The 24,665-nt window shown below is 56.3% G+C and carries 29 protein-coding genes, 1 tRNA gene and 1 pseudogene; 4 read left to right on the top strand and 27 right to left on the bottom strand.

The features are described from left to right. Position 1: 1 nt before the first annotated feature. The 9 genes from ACKWJN_RS13135 to ACKWJN_RS13095 all read right to left on the bottom strand — a co-directional run bounded on the left by ACKWJN_RS13135 (position 2) and on the right by ACKWJN_RS13095 (position 10,525). Complete coding sequence (locus ACKWJN_RS13135) at positions 2–1,012, bottom strand: Bug family tripartite tricarboxylate transporter substrate binding protein (protein ID WP_408597586.1); 1,011 nt, start codon at positions 1,010–1,012, stop codon at positions 2–4. Between the two features lie 55 nt (positions 1,013–1,067). Continuing rightward, entirely contained in the window at positions 1,068–2,069 is a 1,002-nt protein-coding gene (locus tag ACKWJN_RS13130; protein WP_408597585.1) for a tripartite tricarboxylate transporter substrate-binding protein, read from the bottom strand. Positions 2,070–2,132: 63 nt separating this feature from the next. After that, complete coding sequence (locus tag ACKWJN_RS13125) at positions 2,133–3,383, bottom strand: phenylacetate--CoA ligase family protein (RefSeq protein WP_408597583.1); 1,251 nt, start codon at positions 3,381–3,383, stop codon at positions 2,133–2,135. A 33-nt stretch (positions 3,384–3,416) separates the two neighbouring features. Further along, complete coding sequence (locus tag ACKWJN_RS13120) at positions 3,417–4,226, bottom strand: ABC transporter ATP-binding protein (protein WP_408597581.1); 810 nt, start codon at positions 4,224–4,226, stop codon at positions 3,417–3,419. A gap of 133 nt (positions 4,227–4,359) precedes the next feature. Further along, on the bottom strand, positions 4,360–5,697 hold the full coding sequence (locus tag ACKWJN_RS13115; protein WP_408597580.1) for an ABC transporter substrate-binding protein: 1,338 nt from the start codon (positions 5,695–5,697) through the stop codon (positions 4,360–4,362). A gap of 50 nt (positions 5,698–5,747) precedes the next feature. Continuing rightward, positions 5,748–6,824, bottom strand: a complete 1,077-nt coding sequence (locus ACKWJN_RS13110) for a branched-chain amino acid ABC transporter permease (protein WP_408597578.1) — start codon at positions 6,822–6,824, stop codon at positions 5,748–5,750. Between the two features lie 11 nt (positions 6,825–6,835). Further along, complete coding sequence (locus ACKWJN_RS13105) at positions 6,836–7,765, bottom strand: branched-chain amino acid ABC transporter permease (RefSeq protein WP_408597576.1); 930 nt, start codon at positions 7,763–7,765, stop codon at positions 6,836–6,838. Positions 7,766–7,775: 10 nt separating this feature from the next. Next, positions 7,776–8,582: an ABC transporter ATP-binding protein gene (locus ACKWJN_RS13100; protein ID WP_408597574.1), complete on the bottom strand. Its 807-nt coding sequence runs from the start codon at positions 8,580–8,582 to the stop codon at positions 7,776–7,778. Continuing rightward, positions 8,579–10,525 carry an AMP-dependent synthetase/ligase gene (locus tag ACKWJN_RS13095; protein WP_408597572.1) on the bottom strand — a complete coding sequence of 649 codons (1,947 nt, stop codon included), beginning with the start codon at positions 10,523–10,525 and terminating at the stop codon, positions 8,579–8,581. The genes ACKWJN_RS13100 and ACKWJN_RS13095 overlap by 4 nt, the downstream gene beginning before the upstream one ends. A gap of 182 nt (positions 10,526–10,707) precedes the next feature. Here ACKWJN_RS13095 and ACKWJN_RS13090 point away from each other — a divergent pair, with 182 nt between their 5' ends. The 4 genes from ACKWJN_RS13090 (at position 10,708) to ACKWJN_RS13075 (ending at position 15,024) form a co-directional block, all read left to right on the top strand. Further along, positions 10,708–11,421, top strand: a complete 714-nt coding sequence (locus ACKWJN_RS13090; protein ID WP_408597570.1) for a Crp/Fnr family transcriptional regulator — start codon at positions 10,708–10,710, stop codon at positions 11,419–11,421. Between the two features lie 26 nt (positions 11,422–11,447). After that, entirely contained in the window at positions 11,448–12,233 is a 786-nt protein-coding gene (locus ACKWJN_RS13085; protein WP_408597569.1) for a pseudouridine synthase, read from the top strand. A gap of 105 nt (positions 12,234–12,338) precedes the next feature. Then, on the top strand, positions 12,339–14,276 hold the full coding sequence (gene htpG / locus ACKWJN_RS13080) for a molecular chaperone HtpG (protein ID WP_408597568.1): 1,938 nt from the start codon (positions 12,339–12,341) through the stop codon (positions 14,274–14,276). Between the two features lie 22 nt (positions 14,277–14,298). After that, positions 14,299–15,024, top strand: a complete 726-nt coding sequence (locus ACKWJN_RS13075) for a haloacid dehalogenase type II (RefSeq protein WP_408597566.1) — start codon at positions 14,299–14,301, stop codon at positions 15,022–15,024. 27 nt (positions 15,025–15,051) lie between these two features. On the opposite strand, the gene ACKWJN_RS13070 is transcribed toward ACKWJN_RS13075, so the two are convergent. From ACKWJN_RS13070 to ACKWJN_RS12985, 18 genes and pseudogenes are all read right to left on the bottom strand, one after another. Beyond that, positions 15,052–16,056, bottom strand: coding sequence for a serine/threonine protein kinase (locus tag ACKWJN_RS13070; RefSeq protein WP_408597564.1), 1,005 nt, complete (start codon positions 16,054–16,056; stop codon positions 15,052–15,054). Further along, on the bottom strand, positions 16,049–16,384 hold the full coding sequence (locus tag ACKWJN_RS13065) for a DUF1840 domain-containing protein (protein WP_408597563.1): 336 nt from the start codon (positions 16,382–16,384) through the stop codon (positions 16,049–16,051). The genes ACKWJN_RS13070 and ACKWJN_RS13065 overlap by 8 nt, the downstream gene beginning before the upstream one ends. Positions 16,385–16,416: 32 nt before the next feature. Then, positions 16,417–17,256, bottom strand: a complete 840-nt coding sequence (locus tag ACKWJN_RS13060; protein ID WP_408597562.1) for an alpha/beta fold hydrolase — start codon at positions 17,254–17,256, stop codon at positions 16,417–16,419. Positions 17,257–17,306: 50 nt separating this feature from the next. Continuing rightward, positions 17,307–17,383, bottom strand: a tRNA-Met gene (locus tag ACKWJN_RS13055). 22 nt (positions 17,384–17,405) lie between these two features. Continuing rightward, entirely contained in the window at positions 17,406–17,801 is a 396-nt protein-coding gene (gene rplQ, locus ACKWJN_RS13050) for a 50S ribosomal protein L17 (RefSeq protein ID WP_408597560.1), read from the bottom strand. 78 nt (positions 17,802–17,879) lie between these two features. Beyond that, the gene (locus ACKWJN_RS13045) at positions 17,880–18,875 is read right to left on the bottom strand and encodes a DNA-directed RNA polymerase subunit alpha (protein WP_408597558.1); all 996 of its coding nucleotides are present in this window, start codon (positions 18,873–18,875) and stop codon (positions 17,880–17,882) included. Positions 18,876–18,985: 110 nt separating this feature from the next. Then, the gene (rpsD, locus tag ACKWJN_RS13040; protein WP_408597557.1) at positions 18,986–19,609 is read right to left on the bottom strand and encodes a 30S ribosomal protein S4; all 624 of its coding nucleotides are present in this window, start codon (positions 19,607–19,609) and stop codon (positions 18,986–18,988) included. A gap of 102 nt (positions 19,610–19,711) precedes the next feature. After that, a complete protein-coding gene (gene rpsK / locus ACKWJN_RS13035; RefSeq protein ID WP_100147482.1) occupies positions 19,712–20,116 on the bottom strand; it encodes a 30S ribosomal protein S11 in 405 nt (134 codons plus the stop codon). Positions 20,117–20,134: 18 nt separating this feature from the next. After that, complete coding sequence (gene rpsM, locus ACKWJN_RS13030) at positions 20,135–20,500, bottom strand: 30S ribosomal protein S13 (protein ID WP_408597555.1); 366 nt, start codon at positions 20,498–20,500, stop codon at positions 20,135–20,137. Between the two features lie 25 nt (positions 20,501–20,525). Then, the gene (gene rpmJ / locus ACKWJN_RS13025) at positions 20,526–20,639 is read right to left on the bottom strand and encodes a 50S ribosomal protein L36 (RefSeq protein WP_011481465.1); all 114 of its coding nucleotides are present in this window, start codon (positions 20,637–20,639) and stop codon (positions 20,526–20,528) included. A gap of 80 nt (positions 20,640–20,719) precedes the next feature. After that, a complete protein-coding gene (gene secY / locus ACKWJN_RS13020; RefSeq protein ID WP_408597553.1) occupies positions 20,720–22,036 on the bottom strand; it encodes a preprotein translocase subunit SecY in 1,317 nt (438 codons plus the stop codon). 27 nt (positions 22,037–22,063) lie between these two features. Next, positions 22,064–22,495 carry a 50S ribosomal protein L15 gene (gene rplO, locus ACKWJN_RS13015; protein ID WP_100147479.1) on the bottom strand — a complete coding sequence of 144 codons (432 nt, stop codon included), beginning with the start codon at positions 22,493–22,495 and terminating at the stop codon, positions 22,064–22,066. Positions 22,496–22,504: 9 nt separating this feature from the next. Then, the gene (gene rpmD / locus ACKWJN_RS13010) at positions 22,505–22,687 is read right to left on the bottom strand and encodes a 50S ribosomal protein L30 (protein WP_100147478.1); all 183 of its coding nucleotides are present in this window, start codon (positions 22,685–22,687) and stop codon (positions 22,505–22,507) included. Positions 22,688–22,701: 14 nt separating this feature from the next. Next, positions 22,702–23,220, bottom strand: coding sequence for a 30S ribosomal protein S5 (gene rpsE, locus ACKWJN_RS13005; protein ID WP_408597550.1), 519 nt, complete (start codon positions 23,218–23,220; stop codon positions 22,702–22,704). A gap of 18 nt (positions 23,221–23,238) precedes the next feature. After that, positions 23,239–23,604, bottom strand: coding sequence for a 50S ribosomal protein L18 (gene rplR / locus ACKWJN_RS13000; RefSeq protein ID WP_100147476.1), 366 nt, complete (start codon positions 23,602–23,604; stop codon positions 23,239–23,241). 11 nt (positions 23,605–23,615) lie between these two features. Beyond that, the gene (rplF, locus tag ACKWJN_RS12995) at positions 23,616–24,149 is read right to left on the bottom strand and encodes a 50S ribosomal protein L6 (RefSeq protein WP_408597548.1); all 534 of its coding nucleotides are present in this window, start codon (positions 24,147–24,149) and stop codon (positions 23,616–23,618) included. A 24-nt stretch (positions 24,150–24,173) separates the two neighbouring features. Beyond that, entirely contained in the window at positions 24,174–24,569 is a 396-nt protein-coding gene (rpsH, locus tag ACKWJN_RS12990; RefSeq protein WP_408597546.1) for a 30S ribosomal protein S8, read from the bottom strand. A gap of 18 nt (positions 24,570–24,587) precedes the next feature. Continuing rightward, positions 24,588–24,665, bottom strand: a pseudogene (locus tag ACKWJN_RS12985) (30S ribosomal protein S14); the annotation flags it as partial.

The raw sequence follows: 24,665 nt of genomic DNA, 5'->3' as shown, positions 1-24,665 counted from the left end.
CTCAGTCCACTTTGGCACCCGAAGCTTTGACCACTTGGGCCCACTTCTTGTGTTCGGCATCGATGAACTTGGTGAACTCGGCCGAGGTGTTGCCCCCAGGGATGGCCCCTTGCGCCAGCAATTTTTCTTTGATGGCCGGTGTGCTCAAGGCCTTGGCCACCTCTTGCTGAATGCGCTGCACCACCTCGGGCGGTGTGCCTGCGGGGGCCAAGAGTCCAAACCATGAGCTGGCGTCAAAGCCTTTCATCGCGGGGCCACCGGCTTGTTCGATGGTGGGCACATCGGGCAAGGCTGCGGAGCGCTGGGCACTGGTGACGGCCAGGGCTTTGAGCTTGCCCGCTTTGATCAGGGCCATGGACGAAGGCAGGTTGCCAAACATCACATCGGTCGATCCCCCCACCAAGTCCAGCAGGGCCGGGCCCGATCCCTTGTAGGGAAAATGAACCATGAATGTGCCGCTCATGCTTTTGAACAATTCGCCCGACAAATGGATGGAGGTGCCATTGCCGCTTGAAGCCATGTTGAGCTTGGCAGGGTTGGCTTTGGCATAGGCGATGAATTCAGCCACGGTGTTGATGTTGCGCTCTTTGGCGCGCTCGGTGTTGACCACCATGACGTTGGGCACACCGGCCACCAAGGTGATGGGCGCAAAGTCTTTGATGGGGTCAAACGGCAACTTCTCGTACAGCGCGCGGTTGATGCCATGGGTACCCACGGTGCCCATGAGCAAGGTGTAGCCGTCGGCTGGGGACCTGGCCACGATTTCAGCGCCCAAGTTGCCACCGGCACCGCCTTTGTTATCAACGATGAAACTTTGACCAAACGCTTTGCCAAGTTCTGGCGCAATGGCGCGGGCCAAGATGTCGGTGGTGCCCCCGGGTGTGAACGGCACCACGATGCGCACCGGTTTGGTCGGCCAGCTTTGCGCGCCGGCCTGCATGCCGCCGCCCACGGCGAATGCCAGCAAGCCCAACTGGGCCAGAGATTTCAACAGAGTTCGACGAAACGTCATATCAAGTTCTTTCATGAAAAAAGCCACCCGAAGGTGGCTTGTTCGGGTCAGGAGATCAGTCAGCGTAAATGCCCGCTGCCTTGATGATGGGCCCCCACTTGGCAATTTCAGCAGCTACAAATTTCTTGTGCTCTGCGGGCGCTGTGCGTTTGTCGTTCACCACGACCGCACCCAAGGCCTCTTCTTTCTTGAGGAACTCAGGGTCCTTGAGTGCCGCCTTGAGGGCGGTGTTGAGTTTGACCAACACGTCTGCCGGTGTGCCTTTGGGCGCATACAGACCGTGCCAAATGGTGACCTCAAAATCTTTCAAACCAGCTTCTTGCAAAGTGGGCAGGTCTTTGAGGGCTGGCGTGGTCAGGCGTTTGGTGGTGGTGACGCCAAACGCTTTGACTTTTTTACCTTCGATTTGGCTGGTGGTGTTGGTGGTTTGGTCACACAACAAGTCGATCTGTCCGCCCATCAAGTCGGTCATGGCCGGCGCCGTGCCTTTGTAGGGCACGGTGGTCATGTCCACCTTGAGCGCGCTTTGAAACAACAAACCGCACAAATGAGAGGCAGCACCCAAACCGGCATTGCCCAAATTGACAGCGCCTTTTTGCTGGGTAATCCAAGCGGACAATTCTTTGAAGTTGTTGGCGGGAATATTGGGCCGCGCAATCAAGGTCATGGGCACTTCATTGACCATGCCCAAGTACTCGAAGTCTTCCATCGTGTCGTAGGGCAGCTTGCGGTAGAGCGCAGGCGACGTGGCCATGCCAATGTGGTGCAAAAACAAAGTGTGGCCATCAGGAACCGCCTTGGCAACTTTGTTGGCACCAATGGTGCCCCCAGCGCCAGCCGCGTTGTCAATCACCACGATCACGCCACCCAAAGGCTTGCGCATGGACTCGGCCAAATCGCGGGCCACACGGTCGGTGGGCCCCCCGGCGGCAAACGGCACCACGATGGTGATGGGCTTGTCTTTGATGGGGAAGTCAGCGGCTTGAGCCCCACCTGCGAGCGCAGCGATGGCCAACAAACCCATCGAACAGCGGCTTAAGGAAAACAGTTTTTTCATGGCACCTCCAATGTACACAAATTGTCGTTATGGATTGAGCTTACTCTTACATCGGGTGCATGGCTATTGGTAACTGCGCGCGTCTTCGATCACCTTGCCATCATTGGGCAAACTGCCAACCGTTACAAACGTCACCTCAGCCCGCAACTTGGTGATGTCACGCACCGCCTCGCCTATTTTTTGCGCCAGGGCCTCATTGCCCGAGGCTTCCACTTTCAAAGCCATTTGGTCGTTGGCCATCTCACCGCTGACCACCAGACGCGCGCGGGCCACCTCAGGAAAACGCTTGACCACCTCGGCCACTTGGCCAGGGTGCACAAACATGCCGCGCACCTTGGTGGTTTGGTCCGCCCGCCCCATCCAGCCTTTGATGCGGGTGTTGGTGCGCCCCGTGGGGCAGGGGCCGGGTAACACGGCAGAGAGGTCCCCGGTGCCAAAACGGATCAAGGGGTAATCGGGGTTGAGTGTGGTGACCACCAACTCGCCGACTTCGCCCTCAGGCACAGGGTCGCCCGTGCCAGGACGCACGATTTCGACGATCACGCCTTCGTCCAACACCAAGCCCTCACGGGCTTGGGTTTCGTAGGCAATCAGCCCCAAATCGGCGGTGGCGTAACACTGGTAAGCGGTAATGCCGCGCTCGGCCAACCAATCGCGCAAGCTAGGCGGAAAAGCTTCACCGGAGACCAAGGCCTTGGTCACGCTAGGCAACGGCAGGCCCATCTCCGCGGCTTTCTCGACAATGATTTTCAAAAAGCTGGGTGTGCCAATGTAGCCCGCAGGCTTGAGTTCGGCCATGGCTTGCACCTGCTGTTCGGTCTGCCCGGTGCCGCCTGCAAAGACCGTGCAGCCCAAGGCGTGGGCGCCGGTTTCCATCATCGAGCCCGCCGGTGTGAAGTGGTAGCTGAAGCAGTTGTGGATCAGCTCGCCCTCGCGAAAGCCAGCGGCATAAATGGCGCGCGCCATGCGCCAGTAATCCGCACGCGCACCTTCGGGTTCGTAAATGGTGCCGGGGCTGGCAAACACACGTGGCATGGCTTTGCCAAAGCCAATGGCGGCAAAGCCACCAAAGACATTGACGGCACGCATGGCCTGTTGTTGCGCCAACAGCTCGTACTTGCGGATCACCGGCAACTTCGCCAATGCGCTGCGGTGGTTGACCTGCATGGGATCCAAGCCCGCCAAAGAGGCGGCAAAAGCGGGTGAGTTTTTTTGCGCATGCGCGACTTGCGCAGGCAGCGCGGCCATCCAAGCGGCTTCGCGCTGCGTGTGGTGGCGTGTTTCAAGTGTGTCGTGGTGTGAAGGGTGCAACATGGGATTCATTCGTTGGGGTCAACACAACAACATTCAAGCCAACCAGCGCTTGCGGCGCTTGTAGCTTTTGGCATCTTTGAAGCTCTTGCGCTCTCCGCCGCCCACGCCCAAGTAAAACTCTTTGACGTCTTCGTTGTTGGCCAGGTCTGCGGCAGCCCCGTCCATCACCACACGGCCAGACTCCATGATGTAGCCGTAGTCGGCGTACTTGAGCGCCATGTTGGTGTTTTGCTCGGCCAGCAAGAAGGTGACTTTTTCTTTGTCATTCAAGTCTTTGACGATGTTGAACACCTCTTCCACAATTTGCGGCGCCAAACCCATGGAGGGTTCGTCGAGCAAGACCATGTTGGGGTTGGACATCAGGGCGCGGCCAATGGCGCACATTTGTTGCTCGCCGCCTGAGGTGTAGGCCGCTTGCGAGGTGCGGCGGGTTTTGAGGCGTGGGAAATAGTTGTACACCTTCTCCAAATTGGCCGCCACCTCGCCTTTGTCTGAGCGGGTGTAGCTGCCCGTGAGCAGGTTTTCTTCGATGGTCAGGTGGGCAAAGCAGTGGCGGCCCTCCATCACCTGCACCACGCCGCGCTTGACGAGGTCAGCCGGGGTGAGGTTTTCAATGCGCTCGCCACGGAACTCGATGCTGCCTTTGGTGACAGCACCTCGCTCGCCTTGCAGCAAGTTGGAGATGGCGCGCAAGGTGGTGGTCTTGCCAGCACCGTTGCCACCCAAAATGGCGACGATGCCGCCTTCTGGCACTTGCAGCGACACGCCTTTGAGCACCAAGATCACGTGGTTGTAGATGACTTCGATGCCGTTGACGTTGAGAACAATGGGGTTGGCACTCATGACTGACCTTACCTAAAAAACATGGCGGGGTTGAACCAAACCTCAAACCCAGCACTGTGCCTAGGTTTGAGGTTTGGTGGCTCGCAGGAGCCACCAAACGATCAGCGCATCGAGGGCTGATCAGGGCTGCTCATCAAGACTGGCAGTCCGAAGGCGCACGGCGTGAGAATTTTTTCTCAGCGGCGTATTTATCGGCTGCGGCTTTGACCATGGGTTTGATGATTTGCTCATCGGCCTGGTACCAATCCGACGACCAGTTGAAGCGCACGCCGTCCCAGGTGTGCACGCGCGTCCAAGCCGCACCCATGTGGTCTTGGCAGCTGGTGGACAAGGGGCGCAGCACGCCTTTGAAGCCGAGCGAATCGAGTTTGGCTTGGGTCAGGTTCAAGTTTTCATACCCCCAGCGGGCTTGTTCGCCACTCATGACCTTGCCTTTGCCAAAGCGCTCTTGGGCGGCACGCACACCTTCAATGCCATACATCGCGGCTTGCACACCGCGCATGTACAACACATCACCCACTTCTTCTTGAGGTCCGGTGCCTTGTCCTTTGCCATGCAACTTGGCCAAGATTTCTTTGACCACATCCGCGTTCTTCTCAGCGCCGTGCTGCATCATGATGGCGTTGTAACCCTTAGCGCCTTGGCCCACGTCTTTGACGTCAGGCTCTGCACCTGCCCACCACACACCATACATTTTTTCGCGTGGGTAGCCGGTGGCTTGGGCTTCTTTCAAAGCGGTGGAGTTCATCACCCCCCATCCCCAGTTGATCACGTAGTCGGGGCGGTTTTGACGGATCTGCAGCCAGGTGGATTTTTGCTCCACGCCGGGGTGCGTGACGGGCAACAAGCTCAGCTGAAAACCATGCAGTGCCGCACGCTCTTGCAACATGGGGATGGCTTCTTTGCCGAAGGGGCTGTCGTGGTACATCAAGGCAATCTTCTTGCCTTTGAGTTTGTCCAAGCCACCTTCTTTTTTGCCGATGTCTTGGATGATGGTGTCAGCCGCCACCCAGTAGGTGCCTGCCAAGGGGAAGTTCCACTTGAACACGCCACCGTCTTGCGACTCGCTGCGGCCCAGGCCCGGTGTCAGGACAGGAATCTTGTCGACCGGCGCTTTTTCGGTCAACGCAAAGGTGATGCCTGTGGACAACGGTTGGAACACGGTGGCGCCACCGTTTTTGCCCTTGAGGCGCTCGTAGCACTCCACGCCACGGTCGGTGGCATAGGCGGTTTCGCACTCTTCGTAAATGACTTTCACGCCGTTGATACCGCCACGTAAGTTGGTGAGCTTGAGGTAGTCGGCAAAGCCGTTAGCAAAAGGCACTCCGTTGGGGGCATAGGCGCCGGTGCGGTAGACCAGCGAGGGAAAGAATTGCTCTTTGGCTTGCGCAGCAGCTTGCGTGCTCACTGCACTGCCAGCGATGACGGCAGCCACCAAGCTGACGGCGGTTGAGAGTTGACGTAGTTTCATGGTTTGTCTCCTGTTAAAAGTTTGAAAGGTCAAGGAAATCAGTGTGAGATTCAATGAGGGAAGGGCCACAGGCGAAGCTTTTGTTTGGCAATCGACCACAGCTTGGCCAAGCCATGGGGTTCCACGATCAAGAACCACACGATCAAGGCACCAAACACCATGGACTCCACATGCGCCACGGCAGCCGTTGAGACCACCAAGCCAACCATCCCGCCTATCGCGGGCAGCAATTGGCTCAAAAAGATGGGCAGCACCACAATGAACGCCGCACCAAAGAAGCTGCCCATGATGGAGCCCATGCCACCGATGATGACCATGAACAGCAACTGGAAACTGCGGTCGATCGAGAACGCAGCAGGCTCCCATGAACCCAAATGCACAAAACCCCAGAGTGCACCGGCCACACCGACGATGAATGAGCTGACCGCAAAAGCGCTGAGCTTGGCATAGACCGGGCGAATGCCGATCACCGCTGCGGCCACGTCCATGTCGCGGATGGCCATCCACTCACGGCCAATGGCTGAGCGCACCAAGTTTTTGGCCAGCAAACCAAACACCACCAAAAAGCACAAACAAAACAGATACTTTTCAACCGGTGTGGCAATCGACAAGCCCATCACACTGAGGTTTGACACCGACACCGATCCCGAGGCGTTGTAGTTGGTGAACCACCCCAAGCGCAGAAAAGCCCAGTCACAAAAGAACTGTGCAGCCAAAGTGGCAACCGCCAAATACAAGCCCTTGACCCGCAAGCTTGGAATGCCAAAGACGATGCCCACCAGCGTGGCAAAAAAACCGCCAGACAACAAGGCCAAGATCAAGGGGATGCCCTCGATGCGGATGTAGGTGTTGTAGGCCATGTAGGCGCCCACCGCCATGAAGGCGCCTGAGCCCAAAGAGATTTGGCCGCAATAGCCCACCAAGATGTTCACACCCAAGGCGGCCAGGGACAAGATCAAGAAGGGAATCAGAATGGCACGGTAAAGGTACTCATCGACCATGGCCGGGATGCCAATGAACGCAAAAGCCACCAACGCCAGAATCACCCAGCGGTCTTGCGCGATCGGAAAAATCTGCTGGTCTTTGCTGTAGGTGGTTTTGAACTGACCGTTTTCTCTGTAAAACATGTTGTGTCTCCTTACACGCGGTCAATGATCTTCTCGCCAAACAAACCTTGCGGACGAAACAGCAAGAACACCAAGGCCAGCACGTAGGCAAACCAAATTTCAATCCCGCCGCCCACCATGGGCCCCACATAAACTTCGGAGAGCTTCTCGCCCACGCCAATGATCAGCCCGCCAATGATGGCACCAGGCACTGAGGTGAGCCCCCCCAAAATGATCACGGGCAAGGCTCGCAAAGCCACGGTGGTGAGCGAAAACTGCACACCCATCTTGGAGCCCCAAATGATGCCGGCCACCAAGGCCGTGATGCCCGCCACAAACCACACGATGACCCAAATGCGGTTGAGCGGGATGCCAATCGATTGCGCGGCTTGGTGGTCATCGGCTACCGCACGCAGCGCGCGCCCGGTGCTGGTTTTTTGGAAAAACAAAGACAGCACCACCACCAACAAGGCAGCCACGCAAGCGGCGTACACGTCTTCGAGGTTGATCATCACACCGCCTTCGAACACCGAATCCAAAAGGAACACCGGGTCTTTGGGCATGCCCACATCGATCTTGTAAATGTCGCTGCCAAAAATCGTTTGACCCAAACCGTCTAAAAAGTAGGTGATGCCCAAAGTGGCCATCAGCAAGGTCACGCCCTCTTGGTTCACCAAGTGACGCAACACCAAACGCTCAATCACCCACGCCAACACAAACATGCAAGCGCCTGCGATCACAAAGGCGAGCACATTGGCCAGCAGTTTGCTGTCGGTGCCTAACCAACCCGGGATCCACTCAGAAAAGCGGGCCATGGCCAAAGCAGCAAACAGCACCATCGCGCCCTGGGCAAAGTTGAACACCCCCGAGGCTTTGAAGATCAGCACAAAGCCCAGCGCCACCAGGGAATACAACATGCCCGCCATCAAGCCGCCAAAAAGTGCTTCTAGAAAAAATGCCATGGTCTTGTCCTCAGTGTGAAGTCCCGAGGTAGGCGCGGATGACCTCCTCGTTGTTGCGCACCTCGTCAGGCGCGCCATCGCCAATCTTCTTGCCGTAGTCCAGCACCACCACACGGTCCGAGATGTCCATCACCACCCCCATGTCGTGCTCGATCAACACAATGGTGGTGCCGAACTCTTCGTTGACGTCCAAGATGAAGCGGCACATGTCTTGTTTCTCTTCGACGTTCATGCCCGCCATGGGCTCGTCCAGCAGCAGCACTTGGGGCTCCATGGCCAAGGCACGGCCCAGGTCCACACGCTTTTGCAAGCCATAAGGCAGCTGCCCCACAGGCGTTTTGCGGTGGGCTTGAATTTCCAAAAAGTCGATGATGTGTTCGACAAATTCGCGGTGTTCTTCTTCCTCGCGTTGCGCAGGGCCGATGCGCAAGGCCTGCATGAACAGATTGCTTTTGATGCGCAGGTTGCGACCCGTCATGATGTTGTCGATCACGCTCATGCCTTTGAACAAGGCCAGATTTTGAAAAGTTCGCGCGATGCCCATGGTGGCCACTTGATGGCTGTCCATATGACCAAAGGTTTGACCACGGAAGGTGATCGAACCTTCTTGCGGGGTGTAAACACCGTTGATGCAGTTGAGCATGGAGCTCTTGCCGGCACCGTTTGGGCCAATGATGGCGCGCACTTCGTGCTCACGCACGTTGAAAGAGATGTCGGTCAGCGCTTTGACGCCCCCAAAACGCAGGCTGATGTTTTGAACGTCAAGGATGACGCCACCGATTTTCTTACCGTCTTGTTCTGTGTCTGTGTGGCTCATGCAGCTCTCCCAATGGGGGCAAAGGTTTTAGCATCTGAGATCTTGAGCGTGGCGCTCACGCTGCCTGTTCTTCCGTCCTCAAATTTGACTTGGGTTTCAATGAACTGCTCGGTGGCACCGCCATACAAGGCCGCGACCAAGACCTCGTATTTTTCGGCGATGAACCCACGGCGCACTTTGTTGGTACGGGTCAACTCACCGTCATCGGCATCGAGCTCTTTGTGCAGCACCAAGAAGCGACTGACTTGGCTGCCCGCCAGCAGGGCATCGGCCGCCAGATCGGCATTGACTTTTTCCACGCACTCTTGGATCAAGCCATAGACCTCGGGCTTTTGCGCCAAGTCGGTGTAGCCGGCGTAGGGCAAATTTTTGCGCTCAGCCCAATTGCCCACGGCATCAAAGTCGATGTTGATCATCACGCAGACCTGGTCGCGCTGGTCGCCATAGGCCACCACTTCTTTGATGTGCGGAAAGAACTTGAGTTTGTTTTCGACATATTTGGGCGCAAACATGGCGCCATCGTTGACGCCGCCTTGGATGCGCCCCACGTCTTTCACGCGGTCGATGATTTTCAAATGTCCATGTGCATCCAAGAAGCCCGCATCGCTGGTGTGGTACCAACCATCGGGGGTGAGTACCTCGGCTGTGGCTTGGGGGTTTTTGTAATAGCCCTTGAGCAAGCCTGCGGACTTGACCAATATTTCGCCGTTGTCAGCCACTTTGATTTCTACCCCCGCACAGGGCACGCCCACCGTGTCTGCACGGGCTTCGTGGTCAGGCTGCAAGCAGACAAACACCGCCGTTTCGGTGGAGCCATAAAGCTGCTTCAAGTTGACGCCAATGGCTCGGTAGAAACTGAACAAGTCAGGACCGATAGCCTCGCCGGCGGTGTAAGCCACGCGCACCCGGCTCAAGCCCAAAGTGTTGCGCAAGGGGCCATACACCAACACATTGCCCAAGGCATAAAGCAAACCGCCAAGCAGGCCAATCGATTTGCCGTCCATCTTGGTGGGGCCGTATTGGCGCGCCACATCCATGAAGTAATGGAACATGTGGCGTTTGAGGCTGCCCGCGTCTTCCATGCGAATCATCACGCTGGTCAGCAAGCCTTCAAACACGCGGGGGGGCGCAAAGTAGTAGGTGGGTCCGACCTCTTTCAAGTCTATGGTCACCGTGGCTGCCGACTCTGGGCAATTCACCACATAGCCACACACCAACCACTGGGCATAGCTGAAGATGTTTTGCCCGATCCATGCTGGCGGCAGATAAGCCAGCACCTCTTCCCCAGAGGTGAGGTGGTCAAACTGTGCGCCTGCTTCGGCACGGTTGATCAAGGAGTTGTGGGTGTGGACCACGCCCTTGGGGTTGCCCGTGGTGCCCGAGGTGAAAAACATCGCGCCCACATCGTCGCTGTGCGCCTTGGCCACTTCGCCACGAAAAAAGTCGGGGTGCTGTTGGGCAAATGCCGCGCCACTGGCCAAAAGTTCTTCCAGCGAACCCAAACCGGGTTCGTCGTATTTGCGCAAACCCCGTGGGTCGTCAAAGAAGATGTGGCTGATGTGCGGGCACTGGTCTCGGATGTCCAACAACTTGTCGACCTGCTCTTGGTCCTCCACCACGCAAAAACGCACCTCGGCATTGTTGAGAGGGAACACGCACTCGGCGCCTACCGCGTCTTGGTACAGCGGCACAGGGATTGCGCCCAGCGATTGGGCGGCCAGCATGGTGGCATACAAGCGAGGACGGTTGGAGCCAATCACCACCAAGTGCTCACCCCGGGTGAGCCCGGCTTGGTGCAGGCCACATGCGATGTGTTCCACCATATGGGCCAACTCGGCCCAATGGATGGTTTGCCAAATGCCGTATTCCTTCTCGCGCATGGCAGGCGCCTGCGGGCGCTCGCTGGCATGTTTGAGCAACAGTTGGGGAAACGTGGTCTGCATGTCGTGTCCTTGATTGAACCTGTGGGGTCACCGCACACTCGCCGACACAGGGCGGCAAGTTGTCATGTTGAGGTGCATCGTAGGATCTGGTTTGACGTCAAGTTGTCGTTTCAACGACAATTGAGGGAAGACCCCTAGCACGACTTACCCGAGCCTGACTTGTCGCCTCACCCTTTCCATTCATGACGCAAAACCCAAGTGTTTACCAACGCCGCCGCATGCCAAGCAGCGCTGAGTTGGCGCAAATTCCTTGGCTCAATCTGCTGACACCCGCTGAGCGCGCGCGCATTGAGCCGCACTTGGTGGTCAGTGACCCATCGGCTGGGGACCATGTCTGTCGCATTGGGCGCCCGGTGACGTTTTGGTTTGGCGTGATCGACGGCTTGCTCAAGATGAGCACCGACAGCGCCAGTGGGCGCACCATCACCTACACCGGGGTACCGCCCGGCGGCTGGTTTGGTGAGGGCACCGCCATCAAGCGTGAACCCTACCGCTACAACATCATGGCCTTGCGCCGAAGTGTGGTGGCAGGGGTTCCGATTGACGATTTCCATTGGCTGCTGGACAACTCGATTGGCTTTAACCGCTTTGTGATGAACCAACTCAATGAGCGATTGGCGCAATTCATTGAAGCGCGTGAGATCGACCGCTCCAGCAACCCCGATGTGCGCGTGGCACGCAACTTGGCAGCCTTGTTCAATCCCACCTTGTTTCCGGGCGTGGGGGAGATGTTGCGCATCACCCAGCAAGAGCTGGCGTATTTGGTGGGCTTGTCGCGTCAGCGGGTGAACGTGGCGCTGAACACCTTAGAACAACAGGGCGCCATTCGCATTGAGTACGGTGGCATGCGCGTGCTCCAACTGCCTGTGTTGCGTGCCTATGGAACGACGAGCTAGAGCGACTGGCTAAACTTCACCCCTCCATGCCGACCCCCACCATGCCTGACGCCCCCAACGACCTTGTTCGTCTGAACAAACGCATGGCCGAACTCGGCCTGTGCTCGCGCCGTGAGGCCGACGCGTGGATTGAGCAGGGCTGGGTGCTGGTCAACGGCCAAGCTGCGCCCATGGGCGTGAAGGTCAGCCCGACCGACCGGGTTGAAATCGACCCACGTGCCAAAGGCCACCAAAGCACACAAGTCACGATCTTGCTCCACAAGCCCATGGGCTATGTGAGCGGGCAAGCCGAAGACGGCCACGAGCCCGCCATCACGCTGATCCACGGTCGCAACCATTGGCGTGAAGACACCAGCAAAAACCGAATCCAACCCAGCCAACTGCGAGGGCTGGCCCCAGCGGGCCGTCTGGACATTGATTCGGTGGGCCTGTTGGTGCTGACGCAAGATGGCCGCGTGGCACGCCAGTTGATTGGCGAAGACAGCCACATGGAAAAAGAATATTTGGTGCGGGTGACTTACCAAGGCGAAGCATTGAATGTGCAGAAAGTCTTCCCCCGCGAGCTGCTCGCGCGGCTGCGCCATGGCTTGAGCTTGGATGGCAAGCCCTTGAAACCCGCGCAAGTGGAATGGCAAAACCCTGAGCAACTGCGGTTTGTGCTGATCGAGGGTAAAAAACGTCAGATTCGCCGCATGTGCGAGCAAGTCGGCTTGTTGGTGGTGGGCCTCAAGCGCATCCGCATGGGACGGGTGGTGCTGGGGAATTTACCTGTGGGTCAATGGCGTTACCTGGGGGCCCACGAACGGTTTTAGCGCCTGACTTTCTGTCCCCTTGAAATTCATCCTCCAGCCCCGCATCTTGGGGCGTTGTTTTATTGACTTCTTTGATTTCCATCTCTTTGACTTTTTTGAGCCATCATGACCAAACACACCCATTCGTTCCAAGCCGAAGTGTCGCAACTGCTGCACCTCGTCACGCACTCGCTGTACTCAAACAAAGAAATTTTCTTGCGCGAACTGGTCTCCAACGCGTCCGACGCCTGTGACAAGCTGCGTTACGAAGCGCTGAACAACGACGCCTTGTACGAAGGCGCCTCTGAGCTCGAAGTGAGGGTGAGTTTTGACAAGGAAGCGCGGACCTTGACGATTGCCGACAACGGCATTGGCATGAGCGAGCAAGAAGCGATTGCCCATCTGGGCACGATTGCCAAAAGCGGCACCCGCGAATTCATGGGCAAGCTCAATGGCGACCAACAAAGCAGCGCCAAGGACCAAGGCGCCTTGATCGGCCAATTCGGCGTGGGCTTTTATTCGGGCTATATCGTGGCTGACCGGATCACGGTGGAGTCCCGCCGTGCAGGCCTGAAGGCCGAAGAAGGCGTGCGCTGGAGCAGCACAGGCACGGGCGACTTTGAAGTCGAGACCATCACCCAAGACGCGCGCGGCACGCACATTATCTTGCACTTGCGTGACGATGCTGAGGAATACCTGAGCGCATGGAAGCTCAAGTCGGTGATCAACAAGTACTCCGACCACATCTCCTTGCCGATTCGCATGCGCAAAGAAGAGTGGCAAGAAGGTGAGAACGATGCCCCCGGTCAGATGGTGCTCACCGACGAATGGGAGACCGTCAACCAGGCCAATGCGTTGTGGGCGCGGGCCAAGAAAGACGTCACCCAGGAGCAGTACGAAGAGTTTTACAAGCACATCAGCCACGACTTTGAAGTACCTTTGGCTTGGACGCACAACCGTGTAGAGGGCAGCACCGAATACACCCAGTTGCTCTACATCCCCAGCAAAGCGCCGATGGACTTGTTCAACCGCGACACCAAGTCGGGCTTGAAGCTGTACGTCAAACGCGTGTTCATCATGGACGACGCCGAGGCCTTGATGCCCACCTACTTGCGCTTTGTCAAAGGCGTGGTGGATTCGGCCGATTTGCCACTCAACGTGAGCCGCGAGTTGCTGCAAGAAAGCCGCGACGTCAAAGCCATTCGTGAAGGCAACACACGCCGGGTGCTGGCGGTGCTGGAAGACTTGGCCAAGCGCGATGTGCCCGCTGCCGACGCCAGCGATGAAGACAAACAAGACGCTGGCAAATTCACCCAGTTTTACGCAGAGTTTGGCGCCGTTCTGAAAGAAGGCCTGGGCGAGGACATGGCCAACAAGGACAAGTTGGCCAAACTGCTGCGCTTTGCCAGCACCACCAGCGACACGCTGAGTGTGTCGTTTGCCGATTACAAAGCGCGCATGAAAGACGGCCAAGAAGCCATCTACTACATCACAGCCGACACACTGGCAGCCGCCAAGAACAGCCCGCAACTGGAGGTGTTCCGCAAGAAGGGCATTGAGGTGCTCTTGATGACCGACCGTGTGGACGAATGGGCGCTGAACTTCCTTCACGATTTCGATGGCACACCCTTGCAGTCGGTGGCCAAGGGCGCGGTGGATTTGGGCAAGCTGCAAGACGAGACCGAAAAGAAAGCGGCGGAGGATGCTGCAGAGTCCTTCAAACCGGTGTTGGCCAAACTCAAAGAAGCCCTCAAAGACAAGGCCGAAGACGTGCGCGTGACCAGCCGTTTGGTGGATTCCCCCGCGTGTTTGGTGGTCCAGGACCATGGCATGTCCACCCAACTGGCACGCATGCTCAAGCAAGCGGGTCAAGCCGTGCCCGTGGTCAAGCCCATTTTGGAAGTCAACGCAGAACACGTGTTGGTCAAAAAGCTCAGCCAAGACGCCAACCCGCACTTCCACGATTTGGCGCACATCCTGTTTGACCAAGCCTTGTTGGCCGAAGGGGGTTTGCCCGAAGACCCGGCCGCTTATGTGAAACGGGTCAACGCGCTGTTGGTGTAAATCTTGGTGTAAAACACGGTCCATGCAACACATGGACATCCTCAATCGCGTGAAGGCCGACACCCAAGTGTTGGCCTTCGATATTTTCGGCACCGTGGTCGACTGGCATGGCAGCATCATGCGCGAGGTACAAGCGCTCTACCCGCACGTGGACGCCAATGCCTTTGCCCTGGCTTGGCGCGCTGGTTATCAACCCGCCATGGCACGTGTGCGCTCCGGCGAGCTGGGCTGGACCCGGATTGACGATTTGCACCGCTTGATTTTGGAAGACTTGCTCCCGCGCTTTGGATTGAGCCATTTGAGCGAAGCTGAACGGGTGCATTTGAATCGGGTCTGGCACCGCCTGGACGCCTGGCCCGACAGCGTGGCCGGCCTTGCCCGACTCAAGCAGCGCTTCACCATTTGTTCGCTTTCCAACGGCAACTTGGGGCTTTTGACGAACATGGCCAAGCGTGCCGGCTTGCCGTGGGACTGTGTGTTGTCGGCCGAGGTGTTTCGTGCCTACAAACCCGATCCCACCGTCTACCTTGGGGTGGCGAAGGTGTTTGACTTAAGCCCACACCAAGTGATGCTGTGCGCGGCCCATCACGACGATTTGGCCGCAGCCGGTGCGTGCGGATTGAACACCGCCTACATTGAACGACCCCTGGAGTTTGGCGCTTCGCAGATCAAAGATGTCTCGCCTCAACCCGGCAACTTGTTGCATGCGCACGATGTCATGGGACTGGCTGATCTCTTGGGTTGCTGAGGCGTGGCGGTGCTGTGCACAGCCCGCTCACACGATCAGGGGCGGCTCTTGCATGGCCTCGCACTGCTCGACCAGCATGTGCACTTGGCCCGCCCAATAGTCTGAGGTGCCAAACCATGAAAAATTTTGAATGAATGCGGGGTCGTCTCTGCGCCTGGCCAACCACGCGCTGTAGTGGATCAAACGCAATGTCCGCAAAGGCTCGATCAAGGCCAACTCACGACGGTCGAGCGCTCTCATTTCCTCATAGCCATCGACCAAGATCCCCAACTGGCGCGTACGCTGTGCGCGGTCACCGCTCAAGAGCATCCACAGATCCTGGATGGCCGGCCCCATGCGTGCGTCGTCTAAATCGACAAAATGTGGCCCGCCAAGGGGCAAGTCCGTGGGTGTCCACAAGATGTTGCCGGGGTGGCAGTCACCGTGCAAGCGCAAGCTTTCAACGGGCGTGTCGTGCATCACTTCACGCACCCTGTCCAAGGCTTGGTTGCACACATCCAACCAGGCATGTTGTTGGTCCATGGGAATCATGTGTTGCCCCAGCAACCAGTCGCGCGAGGCTTCCCCAAAGGTGGTGACATCTAGGCTCGGCCGGGTTTGAAATGGGTGGTTCGCCCCCACGTTGTGCAAGCGCGCAATGAAGCGCCCAATCCATTCCAGCACTTCAGGGTCATCCAACTCAGGCGGACGCCCGCCCCGGCGAGGACTCACGCTGAAAGCAAACCCTTTAGCGTGGTGCAAGGTGCTGCCATGCAACAGCAGCGGCCCCACCATCGGGATTTCTTGCCCCATCAATTCGCCCGCGAACGCATGCTCTTCCCGTATTTGCGCGTCCGTCCAACGGTCAGGTCGGTAGAACTTGGCCACCAAGGCTTGGTCGTCATCCAACATGACTTGGTAAACACGGTTTTCATAGGAGCTCAGTGCGGTGAGCCGTCCATCGACGGCAAGGCCCAAATCGGCCAAGGCATCCAACACCACATCGGGCGTGAGGGCTTCGAACGCGTGCGGCACGCGCGTGTGCTCAGACACCCCAGACCACATCGACTTCTTCGGTGTGCGCGCGCTGCAGCATGTCGATCAAAGGCACCACACGCTGCTTCAGGCGGATGCTGCCAGATGCAGTCTTGGCAGGGGTGCCCGAGCTCGCTGGGTCCTTCTGCGCTTGTTCAGCAGCGGCCAAAGCGGCTTCTTCTTGCGCCACTGCTTCGCGCAAAGCTTGGATCGCTCCCGGTATTTCAGTGCAGAGGACGATTCCTTTTGCATCTGGTGATTTGCCGATGATTTGCAATAGTTGGCGCCCTTGAGGCTCCAGCATGATCACATCGCCGGTGGCTTTGGATTTGAATTTGTACAACATCTGTTCATTGTGCGCTCATTGCTCGGGTCACATCACGCCTGTGGCTGCGTTCGATTCAAGAGTGGGTCCACGACCCGGTGGAACGCTTGGGCACGCTCATAGGCCACCCAATGGCCGGCATCAGGAATCAGATGGAAACTGTCTAGCCTGTGCAGCACTTGTGGGATTCGTTTCAATTGATGCAAGTACAAGGCATCTTGTTCGCCCCAAATCCCGTGCACTGGGCAGACCCAAGCGGCTTGGGCTTTGGCCAACACATCGGTGCGCGCAATCCGACGCCGTCGCATGCGGTCTCGCACCACGTTGGCGGCTTGCATGTCGACCACCTCCTCGGTGATGGATGCTTCATCGCTGAGCATCATCACGCGCAGGTTGTGGCGGTGCACGAGGCGCTGTTGTTGCTCTGTCATTTCAGGCAACATGCCACGCATAGGCAAAGACTCCCGCATCAACCCCAGACCTGGCACGCCAACCAAAAACAAACGTGCGACACGTTCTGGATACTCGGCCGCCAGCAATCCTGCCGTGAGTCCACCAAATGAGAAACCCATCAGGTCCACAGCTTTGCCGTGAAACGCCGTTTGCAGCACTTCCCCCAGATAGGGAGCCAAGCTGTCTGCGTCCCGCACCTCAGGAGGGAGTGCGGAGTCTCCAAAGCCAGGCATGTCTAAGGCCCAAACGGTGCGGTCATGGGCCCAATGTGTCACATTGCGAACCCAGTGCGTCCAGCTGCCTGACCCGCCGTGCAACAAAACCAAAGGCACCTGATTGGGATGGTTGTGCTGACCCCAAACATGCCACACGACCTCGCCCCAGCTGTGGGGCTGCGTCAGGCGTTGTGCTTGTTCTAAAACATGGAATGACTGATTCATACATCACCAAGAAAAAAGCCCACTGAACGAATTCAGTGGGCTTCTTGATCTGGTTGCGCGAGCAAGATTTGAACTTGCGACCTTTGGGTTATGAGCCCAACGAGCTACCAGGCTGCTCCATCGCGCGGTAAGAGGGTTATTCTATCCGATTAAGTGCCTTCTTGCACTTCCACCGCGTCTTTAATTTCAGGGCGGTCCACCAATTCGACGAACGCCATTGGAGCGTTGTCACCCACACGGAAACCCATTTTCAAAATACGGGTGTAACCGCCTGGACGTGTCTTGAAACGTGGGCCCAAGTCGTTGAAGAGTTTGACCACGCTGTCACGGTCACGCAAGCGATCAAACGCCAAGCGACGGTTGGCAACAGTTGGCACTTTGGCCAAGGTGATCATGGGCTCGATGACGCGACGCAGTTCTTTGGCTTTTGGCAACGTGGTCTTGATGGCTTCATGCTCGATGAGCGAGTTCATCATGTTGCGCAACATGGCCAAGCGGTGCGAGGTGGTGCGGTTGAGTTTACGTAGTCCGTGTCCGTGACGCATGGTGATTCCTTTGGTATTTTGCCGGCCGCCGTATCAGGTACGGCCAGGGGACGTTGAAGTCGGGTTGGGATTGAAAGATCAGCGACGCTCTAGGCCAGCAGGGGGCCAGCTCTCGAGCTTCATGCCCAAGGTCAGACCACGCGAAGCCAGAACTTCTTTGATTTCGTTGAGTGACTTGCGACCCAAATTTGGGGTCTTGAGCAACTCGTTTTCGGTGCGCTGAATCAGATCACCGATGTAGTAAATGTTCTCGGCCTTGAGGCAGTTGGCAGAACGAACGGTGAGTTCGAGCTCATCCACGGGGCGCAACAACAAGGGATCGAACTGCTGTGAACTGCCAGATGGCGCGTGCGCACCACCCACAGCACTGAAGACATCGCCTTCAAGCTGTGCAAAGACCGCCAGTTGCTCAACCAAAATTCTGGAAGAAGCGCGCACCGCGTCTTCCGCCGTGATGGCGCCGTTGGTTTCGATTTCCATGACCAAACGGTCCAAATCTGTACGCTGTTCGACACGTGCATTTTCAACGCTGTAGCTGACACGGCTCACAGGCGAAAAAGATGCGTCCAACACGATACGGCCAATCGATTTGCTAGGCTCTTCACCATAGCGACGCACGGTGCCAGGCACATAGCCACGGCCCGTTTCAACCTTGAGTTGAATGTCAATCTTGCCGCCTTGCGACAAATTGGCAATCACATGCTCAGGGTTGATGATTTCAACGTCATGGGGGGTTTGGATGTCAGCCGCAGTGACGGCGCCTTCACCGTCTTTGCGCAGACTCAAGGTCACTTCATCGCGGTTGTGTAACTTGAACACAACACCCTTGAGGTTCAACAAAATGTTGACCACATCTTCTTGAACGCCGTCGATCGAAGAGTACTCGTGCACCACACCAGCAATGGTGACTTCTGTGACTGCGTAACCCACCATCGACGACAACAACACACGGCGCAAGGCATTGCCCAGGGTGTGTCCATAACCACGCTCAAACGGCTCGAGCGTGACTTTGGCTTTGTTGTGGCCAACTTGCTCGACGTGAATATTTTTTGGTTTCAGCAAATTTGTTTGCATTCAGATTTCCTCTCAATACCCCCGGCTCGTTACACCGGTAAGGCAGGCTTTCTGGGACACGCTGCGCGAGCAGGCAGCGTGGGGTGCGTTCGGTTGAAACTCAACCAGGATCAACGCGAATACAGTTCGACAATCAACGATTCGTTGATGTCAGCTGCAAATTCATCACGGTCAGGTGACTTTTTGAATGTGCCTTCGGCCTTGTCAGCGTTGACCTCAACCCAAGCTGGCATGCCAACTTGTTTGGCCAGTTCCAAAGCTTCCAACACGCGTCCTTGTTTCTTTGACTTTTCGCGCACTGCGATCACGTCACCGGCTTTCACCAAGTAAGAAGGGATGTTGACAGGATGGCCATTCACGGTGATGGCTTTGTGAGACACCAGCTGACGTGCTTCAGCACGTGTGGAACCAAAGCCCATGCGGTAGACCACGTTGTCTAAACGAGTTTCCAGAATGGTCAACAAGTTTGCACCCGTGTTGCCTTTTTGGCGATCAGCGGCAGCAAAGTAGCGGCGGAACTGACGCTCCAACACACCGTACATGCGTTTGACTTTTTGCTTTTCGCGCAACTGCAAACCGAAGTCAGATGTGCGCTGACCCGAGGTGCGACCGTGTTGGCCTGGCTTGGTGTCAAATTTAGACTTGTCTGCAATCGAGCGACGGGCGCTCTTCAAGAACAAGTCGGTGCCTTCACGGCGTGAGAGTTTGGCCTTAGGGCCTAGGTAACGTGCCACTTGAATTTCCTTCTTTGATCATCTGCTCACTGAAAGTGAGGAGCCGCTGGTTCATGACCAGCGGCGGTGGGCTTGTGGTTAACAGTAAAAAGCGAGAAACGCTTAGATACGACGACGCTTTTGTGGGCGGCAACCGTTGTGGGGCACCGGGGTCACGTCAGCGATCGAGTTGATGCGAATGCCCAATGCGGCCAAAGCGCGCACTGAAGATTCACGGCCAGGACCTGGACCTTTGATTTCAACGTCCAGATTCTTGATGCCTTGGTCAACAGCTGCACGACCCGCCACTTCAGAAGCCACTTGGGCTGCAAAAGGAGTCGATTTGCGTGAGCCCTTGAAACCTTGGCCACCCGACGATGCCCATGACAAAGCATTGCCTTGGCGATCGGTGATGGTGATGATGGTGTTGTTGAACGAAGCATGCACGTGTGCAATACCGTCAGCAATGTTCTTGCGAACTTTTTTGCGAACGCGTTGTGCTGCGCTATTGGAAGGTGATTTAGCCATTGTTGTGCCTTAATCCGATTATTTCTTCAGTGCCTGGGCTGCCTTACGTGGGCCCTTGCGCGTACGTGCGTTGGTACGCGTACGCTGACCACGCATGGGTAAACCACGGCGATGACGGAAACCACGGTAGCAACCGATGTCCATCAAGCGCTTGATGTTCATGGTCGTCTCGCGACGCAAGTCACCTTCAATGGTGAACTCAGCGATCTGATCGCGGATTTTTTCAAGATCCCCGTCTGTCAGATCTTTGATCTTCTTTGAATATTCAATGCCACATGCTTCGCAAATTTTGCGAGCGCGTGTGCGACCAATACCGAAAATAGCTGTCAAGCCAATTTCAGCGTGTTTGTGCGGCGGAATGTTGATGCCAGCGATACGTGCCATGTGCGTCCTCTTTAAACCAGTTCAATCAGCCTTGACGCTGTTTGTGGCGTGGATCTGTACAGATCACACGAACCACGCCCTTGCGACGGATGATTTTGCAGTTGCGGCAAATTTTTTTGACCGAAGCCGAAACTCTCATTTCACTCTCCTAAAACTCATTTTATTTGGCTTCCAACATGGCCGCCAAACTCGATTCAGTATTTTTCAATCACCAGGTGATTAACCCAATGTGGTTTTGAAACTGGCCTTCTTCAACAAGGACTCGTACTGCTGGCTCATCATGTAGTTTTGAACTTGGGCCATGAAATCCATGGTCACCACCACAATGATCAGCAACGAAGTACCACCGAAGTAGAACGGCACGTTGTATTTCAAAATCAGAAACTCAGGCAACAAACAGACGAAGGTGATGTACACCGCACCCGCCAATGTCAGTCGAACCAAAATTTTGTCGATGTACTTCGCGGTTTGATCGCCTGGACGGATGCCCGGAACAAACGCACCGCTTTTCTTCAAGTTGTCCGCCGTCTCGCGGCTGTTGAAAACCAAGGCGGTGTAGAAGAAACAGAAAAACACAATGGCAGCTGCGTACAACATCACATAGACGGGTTGTCCAGGTGCCAATGCGGCCGAAATATCTTTGAGCCACAACATGCTGTCGCCCGAACTGAACCAGCTCACCACCGTTGCAGGCAACAAAATGATGGAGGACGCAAAAATGGGGGGGATCACACCAGCCATGTTCAGCTTCAAAGGCAGGTGCGAAGACTGTCCGCCATAGACCTTGTTGCCGACTTGGCGACGTGCATAGTTGACCAAAATCTTGCGTTGACCGCGCTCGACGAAGACCACAAAGTAAGTGACCAGGCCCACCACCACCACAATCAGCAAGGCAACCAAGATGCTCATGGCACCCGTGCGCACGAGTTCCAAGAGGCCGCCTACCGAATTGGGCAAACCTGCAGCAATACCCGCAAAAATCAGAATAGAAATTCCGTTGCCTAAACCGCGCTCGGTGATTTGCTCACCCAACCACATCAAAAACATGGTGCCCGATGTCAAGGTGATCATCGCTGTCACACGGAAACCAAACCCGGGCACATTCACCAATCCTGCGGATGCTTCGAGTGCCAAGGCAATGCCCATGGATTGGAACAAAGCCAAACCCAATGTGCCATAGCGGGTGTACTGCGTGATTTTGCGTCGACCCGCTTCGCCTTCTTTTTTGAGCTGCTCAAGCGTTGGCAACACATACGTCATCAATTGCATGATGATCGAAGCCGAGATGTAGGGCATGATGCCCAACGCGAACACGGTGAAGCGCGACAAGGCACCGCCCGAGAACATGTTGAACAAACTCAAAATGCCGCCCTGCTGACCCTTGAACAACTGCTGGAGTTGGTTGGGGTCAATGCCTGGCACAGGAATGTGCGCGCCCACGCGATAAACAACCAGCGCGAGCAACAAAAAGACCAGTCGGCGACGCAAATCGCCGAACTTGTCGTTGTTACCCGTCGATGAAGGTTTCGTGGCCACGAGGTGCTGTTCCTAAATCGTCAAAGATCAGGCCACTGAGCCGCCAGCCGCTTCAATCGCAGCTTTGGCAGCAGCTGTGGCGCCAATGCCATTGAGCTTGACTGCTTTGGTGATTTCACCGGTCTTGATCACTTTGACCACGCGAGCGATGTGAGCCACCAAACCGGCAGCCTTGAGGCTGTTCATGTCAACCTCAGCAGCACCGAACTGCTCAAGTGCCGCCAAGGTCACTTCCGCGTTGTATTTCAAGGTGGTGGACTTGAAGCCGCGCTTGGGCAAGCGACGCTGCAAAGGCATTTGACCGCCTTCGAAACCGACTTTGTGGTAGCCGCCCGAACGAGATTTTTGACCTTTGTGACCGCGACCTGCGGTTTTGCCAAGGCCAGAACCGATTCCGCGACCCACGCGACGCTTGGCGTGCTTGGCGCCATCGGCGTGTTTGATGTTATTGAGTTCCATCTTCAACCTTTACAGCACTTTGACCAGGTAGCTGATCTTGTTGATCATGCCGCGCACGGCAGGCGTGTCTTGCAACTCACTCACAGAGTTGAGTTTGCGCAGACCCAAGCCACGAACAGTGGCGCGGTGCGATTCTTTGGTTCCAATCGGGCTACGCACCAGTTGGACTTTGACAGTTTGTGTATTGCTCATCGAATGCTCCGAGATCAAGCGAAGATGTCTTCGATATTTTTGCCGCGCTTGGCAGCGACTTCCGAAGGCGTGGTGCAGTTCTTCAAAGCATCCAACGTGGCACGAACCATGTTGTAGGGATTGGACGTGCCATGGCTCTTGGCCACGATGTCAGTGATACCCATCACTTCGAAAACAGCGCGCATGGGACCACCCGCAATGATGCCGGTACCCTTAGGCGCGGGAATCATCATCACATTGGCTGCACCGTGGCTACCGTGCACCTTGTGGTGGATGGTGCCGTTTTTCAGAGACACTTTGATCATGTTGCGACGGGCTTCTTCCATCGCTTTTTGCACAGCAGCAGGCACTTCTTTTGATTTGCCTTTGCCCATGCCAACGCGACCGTCATCGTCACCCACCACGGTGAGTGCGGCGAAACCGAGAATACGACCACCCTTGACAACCTTGGTGACGCGGTTGACCGCGATCATCTTCTCTTTCAGACCGTCTTCAGGACCGTCCGTCTTGGTATTTGCCTGTAATTTAGCCATTTGTAATATCCAATTCGATTAGAACTGCAAGCCAGCTTCACGAGCGGCATCAGCGAGTGCTTTGACACGGCCGTGGTAGGCGAAGCCGGAGCGATCGAACGCCACCTTCTCGACGCCTGCTGCTTTTGCTTTTTCAGCAATGCGCTTGCCAATCACTTGGGCTGCATTGACGTTGCCGCCTTTGCCAGTCGCGCCAAGTTCTTTGCGCACATCGGCTTCTGCAGTCGATGCTGCCGCGAGCACTTTGGTGCCGCAACCAGAAATCACACTGGCGTAAATGTGCAAATTGGTACGGTTCACCATCAGACGTGCAACGCCTTGATTGGCGATACGGATACGTGTCTGACGGGCCCGACGAAGACGCTGCTCTTTTTTGGTCAACATGTTGCAGCTCCTTATTTCTTCTTGGTCTCTTTGATCGTGATCTTCTCATCCGAATAACGGATGCCCTTGCCTTTGTAAGGCTCAGGAGGACGAATCGCACGAATCTCAGCGGCCACTTGGCCTACGCGTTGACGGTCAGCACCTTTGATGATGATTTCCGTTGGCGCAGGCGTTTCAACCTTGATGCCCTCAGGCATGTCTCTGTTCACGGGGTGAGAGAAACCCACCGCGAGGTTGAGCTTGGTTCCTTGCGCCTGAGCTTTGTAGCCCACGCCGACCAAAGTCAACTTCTTCTCGAAGCCTTTCGAGACACCCACCACCATGTTGTTGACCAACTGGCGCAGAGTGCCACTCATGGCATTCGCTTCACGCGACTCATCTGCCGGGGTGAAAGTCACCTTACCAGCATCGTTGACAACCTTCACCAAGGCATTGGCAACAACGGACAATGTGCCGCCGGTACCTTTGACATTGATGCTGGCACTGTTAATAGTCACGTCCACACCTTGGGGGACGATCACAGGCATTTTTCCAACTCGGGACATTTCAGTCTTTCCTTTGGTCGGCGTTTAAGCGACGTAGCACAACACTTCGCCACCGACACCGGTAGCGCGTGCTTTGCGATCGGTCATCACGCCCTTGGGCGTGGTCACGATGGCCACACCCATGCCGTTCATGACTTGGGGAATGGCGCCGCAGCCTTTGTACACACGCAAGCCAGGACGGCTCACGCGCTCGATACGTTCGATCACTGGACGACCTGCGTAGTACTTGAGAGCAATCTCAAGCTCAGTCTTGCCAGCGTCTTTTTTGATTTGAAAACCGTCGATATAGCCTTCGTCTTTCAACACTTGCGCGATGGCAATCTTCACTTTGGAAGAAGGCACCAAAACAGTAGGTTTAGCTACCATTTGCGCATTGCGAATGCGGGTCAGCAAATCGGCGATTGGGTCACTCATGCTCATTGAATATCTCCTGCCCGATTACCAGCTGGCCTTGGTGATGCCGGGAATGTTGCCTTGGAAGGCAAGTTCACGGATCTTGGCGCGGCCGAGGCCAAA

Origin of the sequence: Limnohabitans sp., from assembly GCF_046052825.1 — a bacterium.
Lineage (GTDB): Bacteria > Pseudomonadota > Gammaproteobacteria > Burkholderiales > Burkholderiaceae_C > Limnohabitans.
Note: the sequence above shows the minus strand (reverse complement) of the source record. Positions and strands in the feature narration are given on the sequence as shown.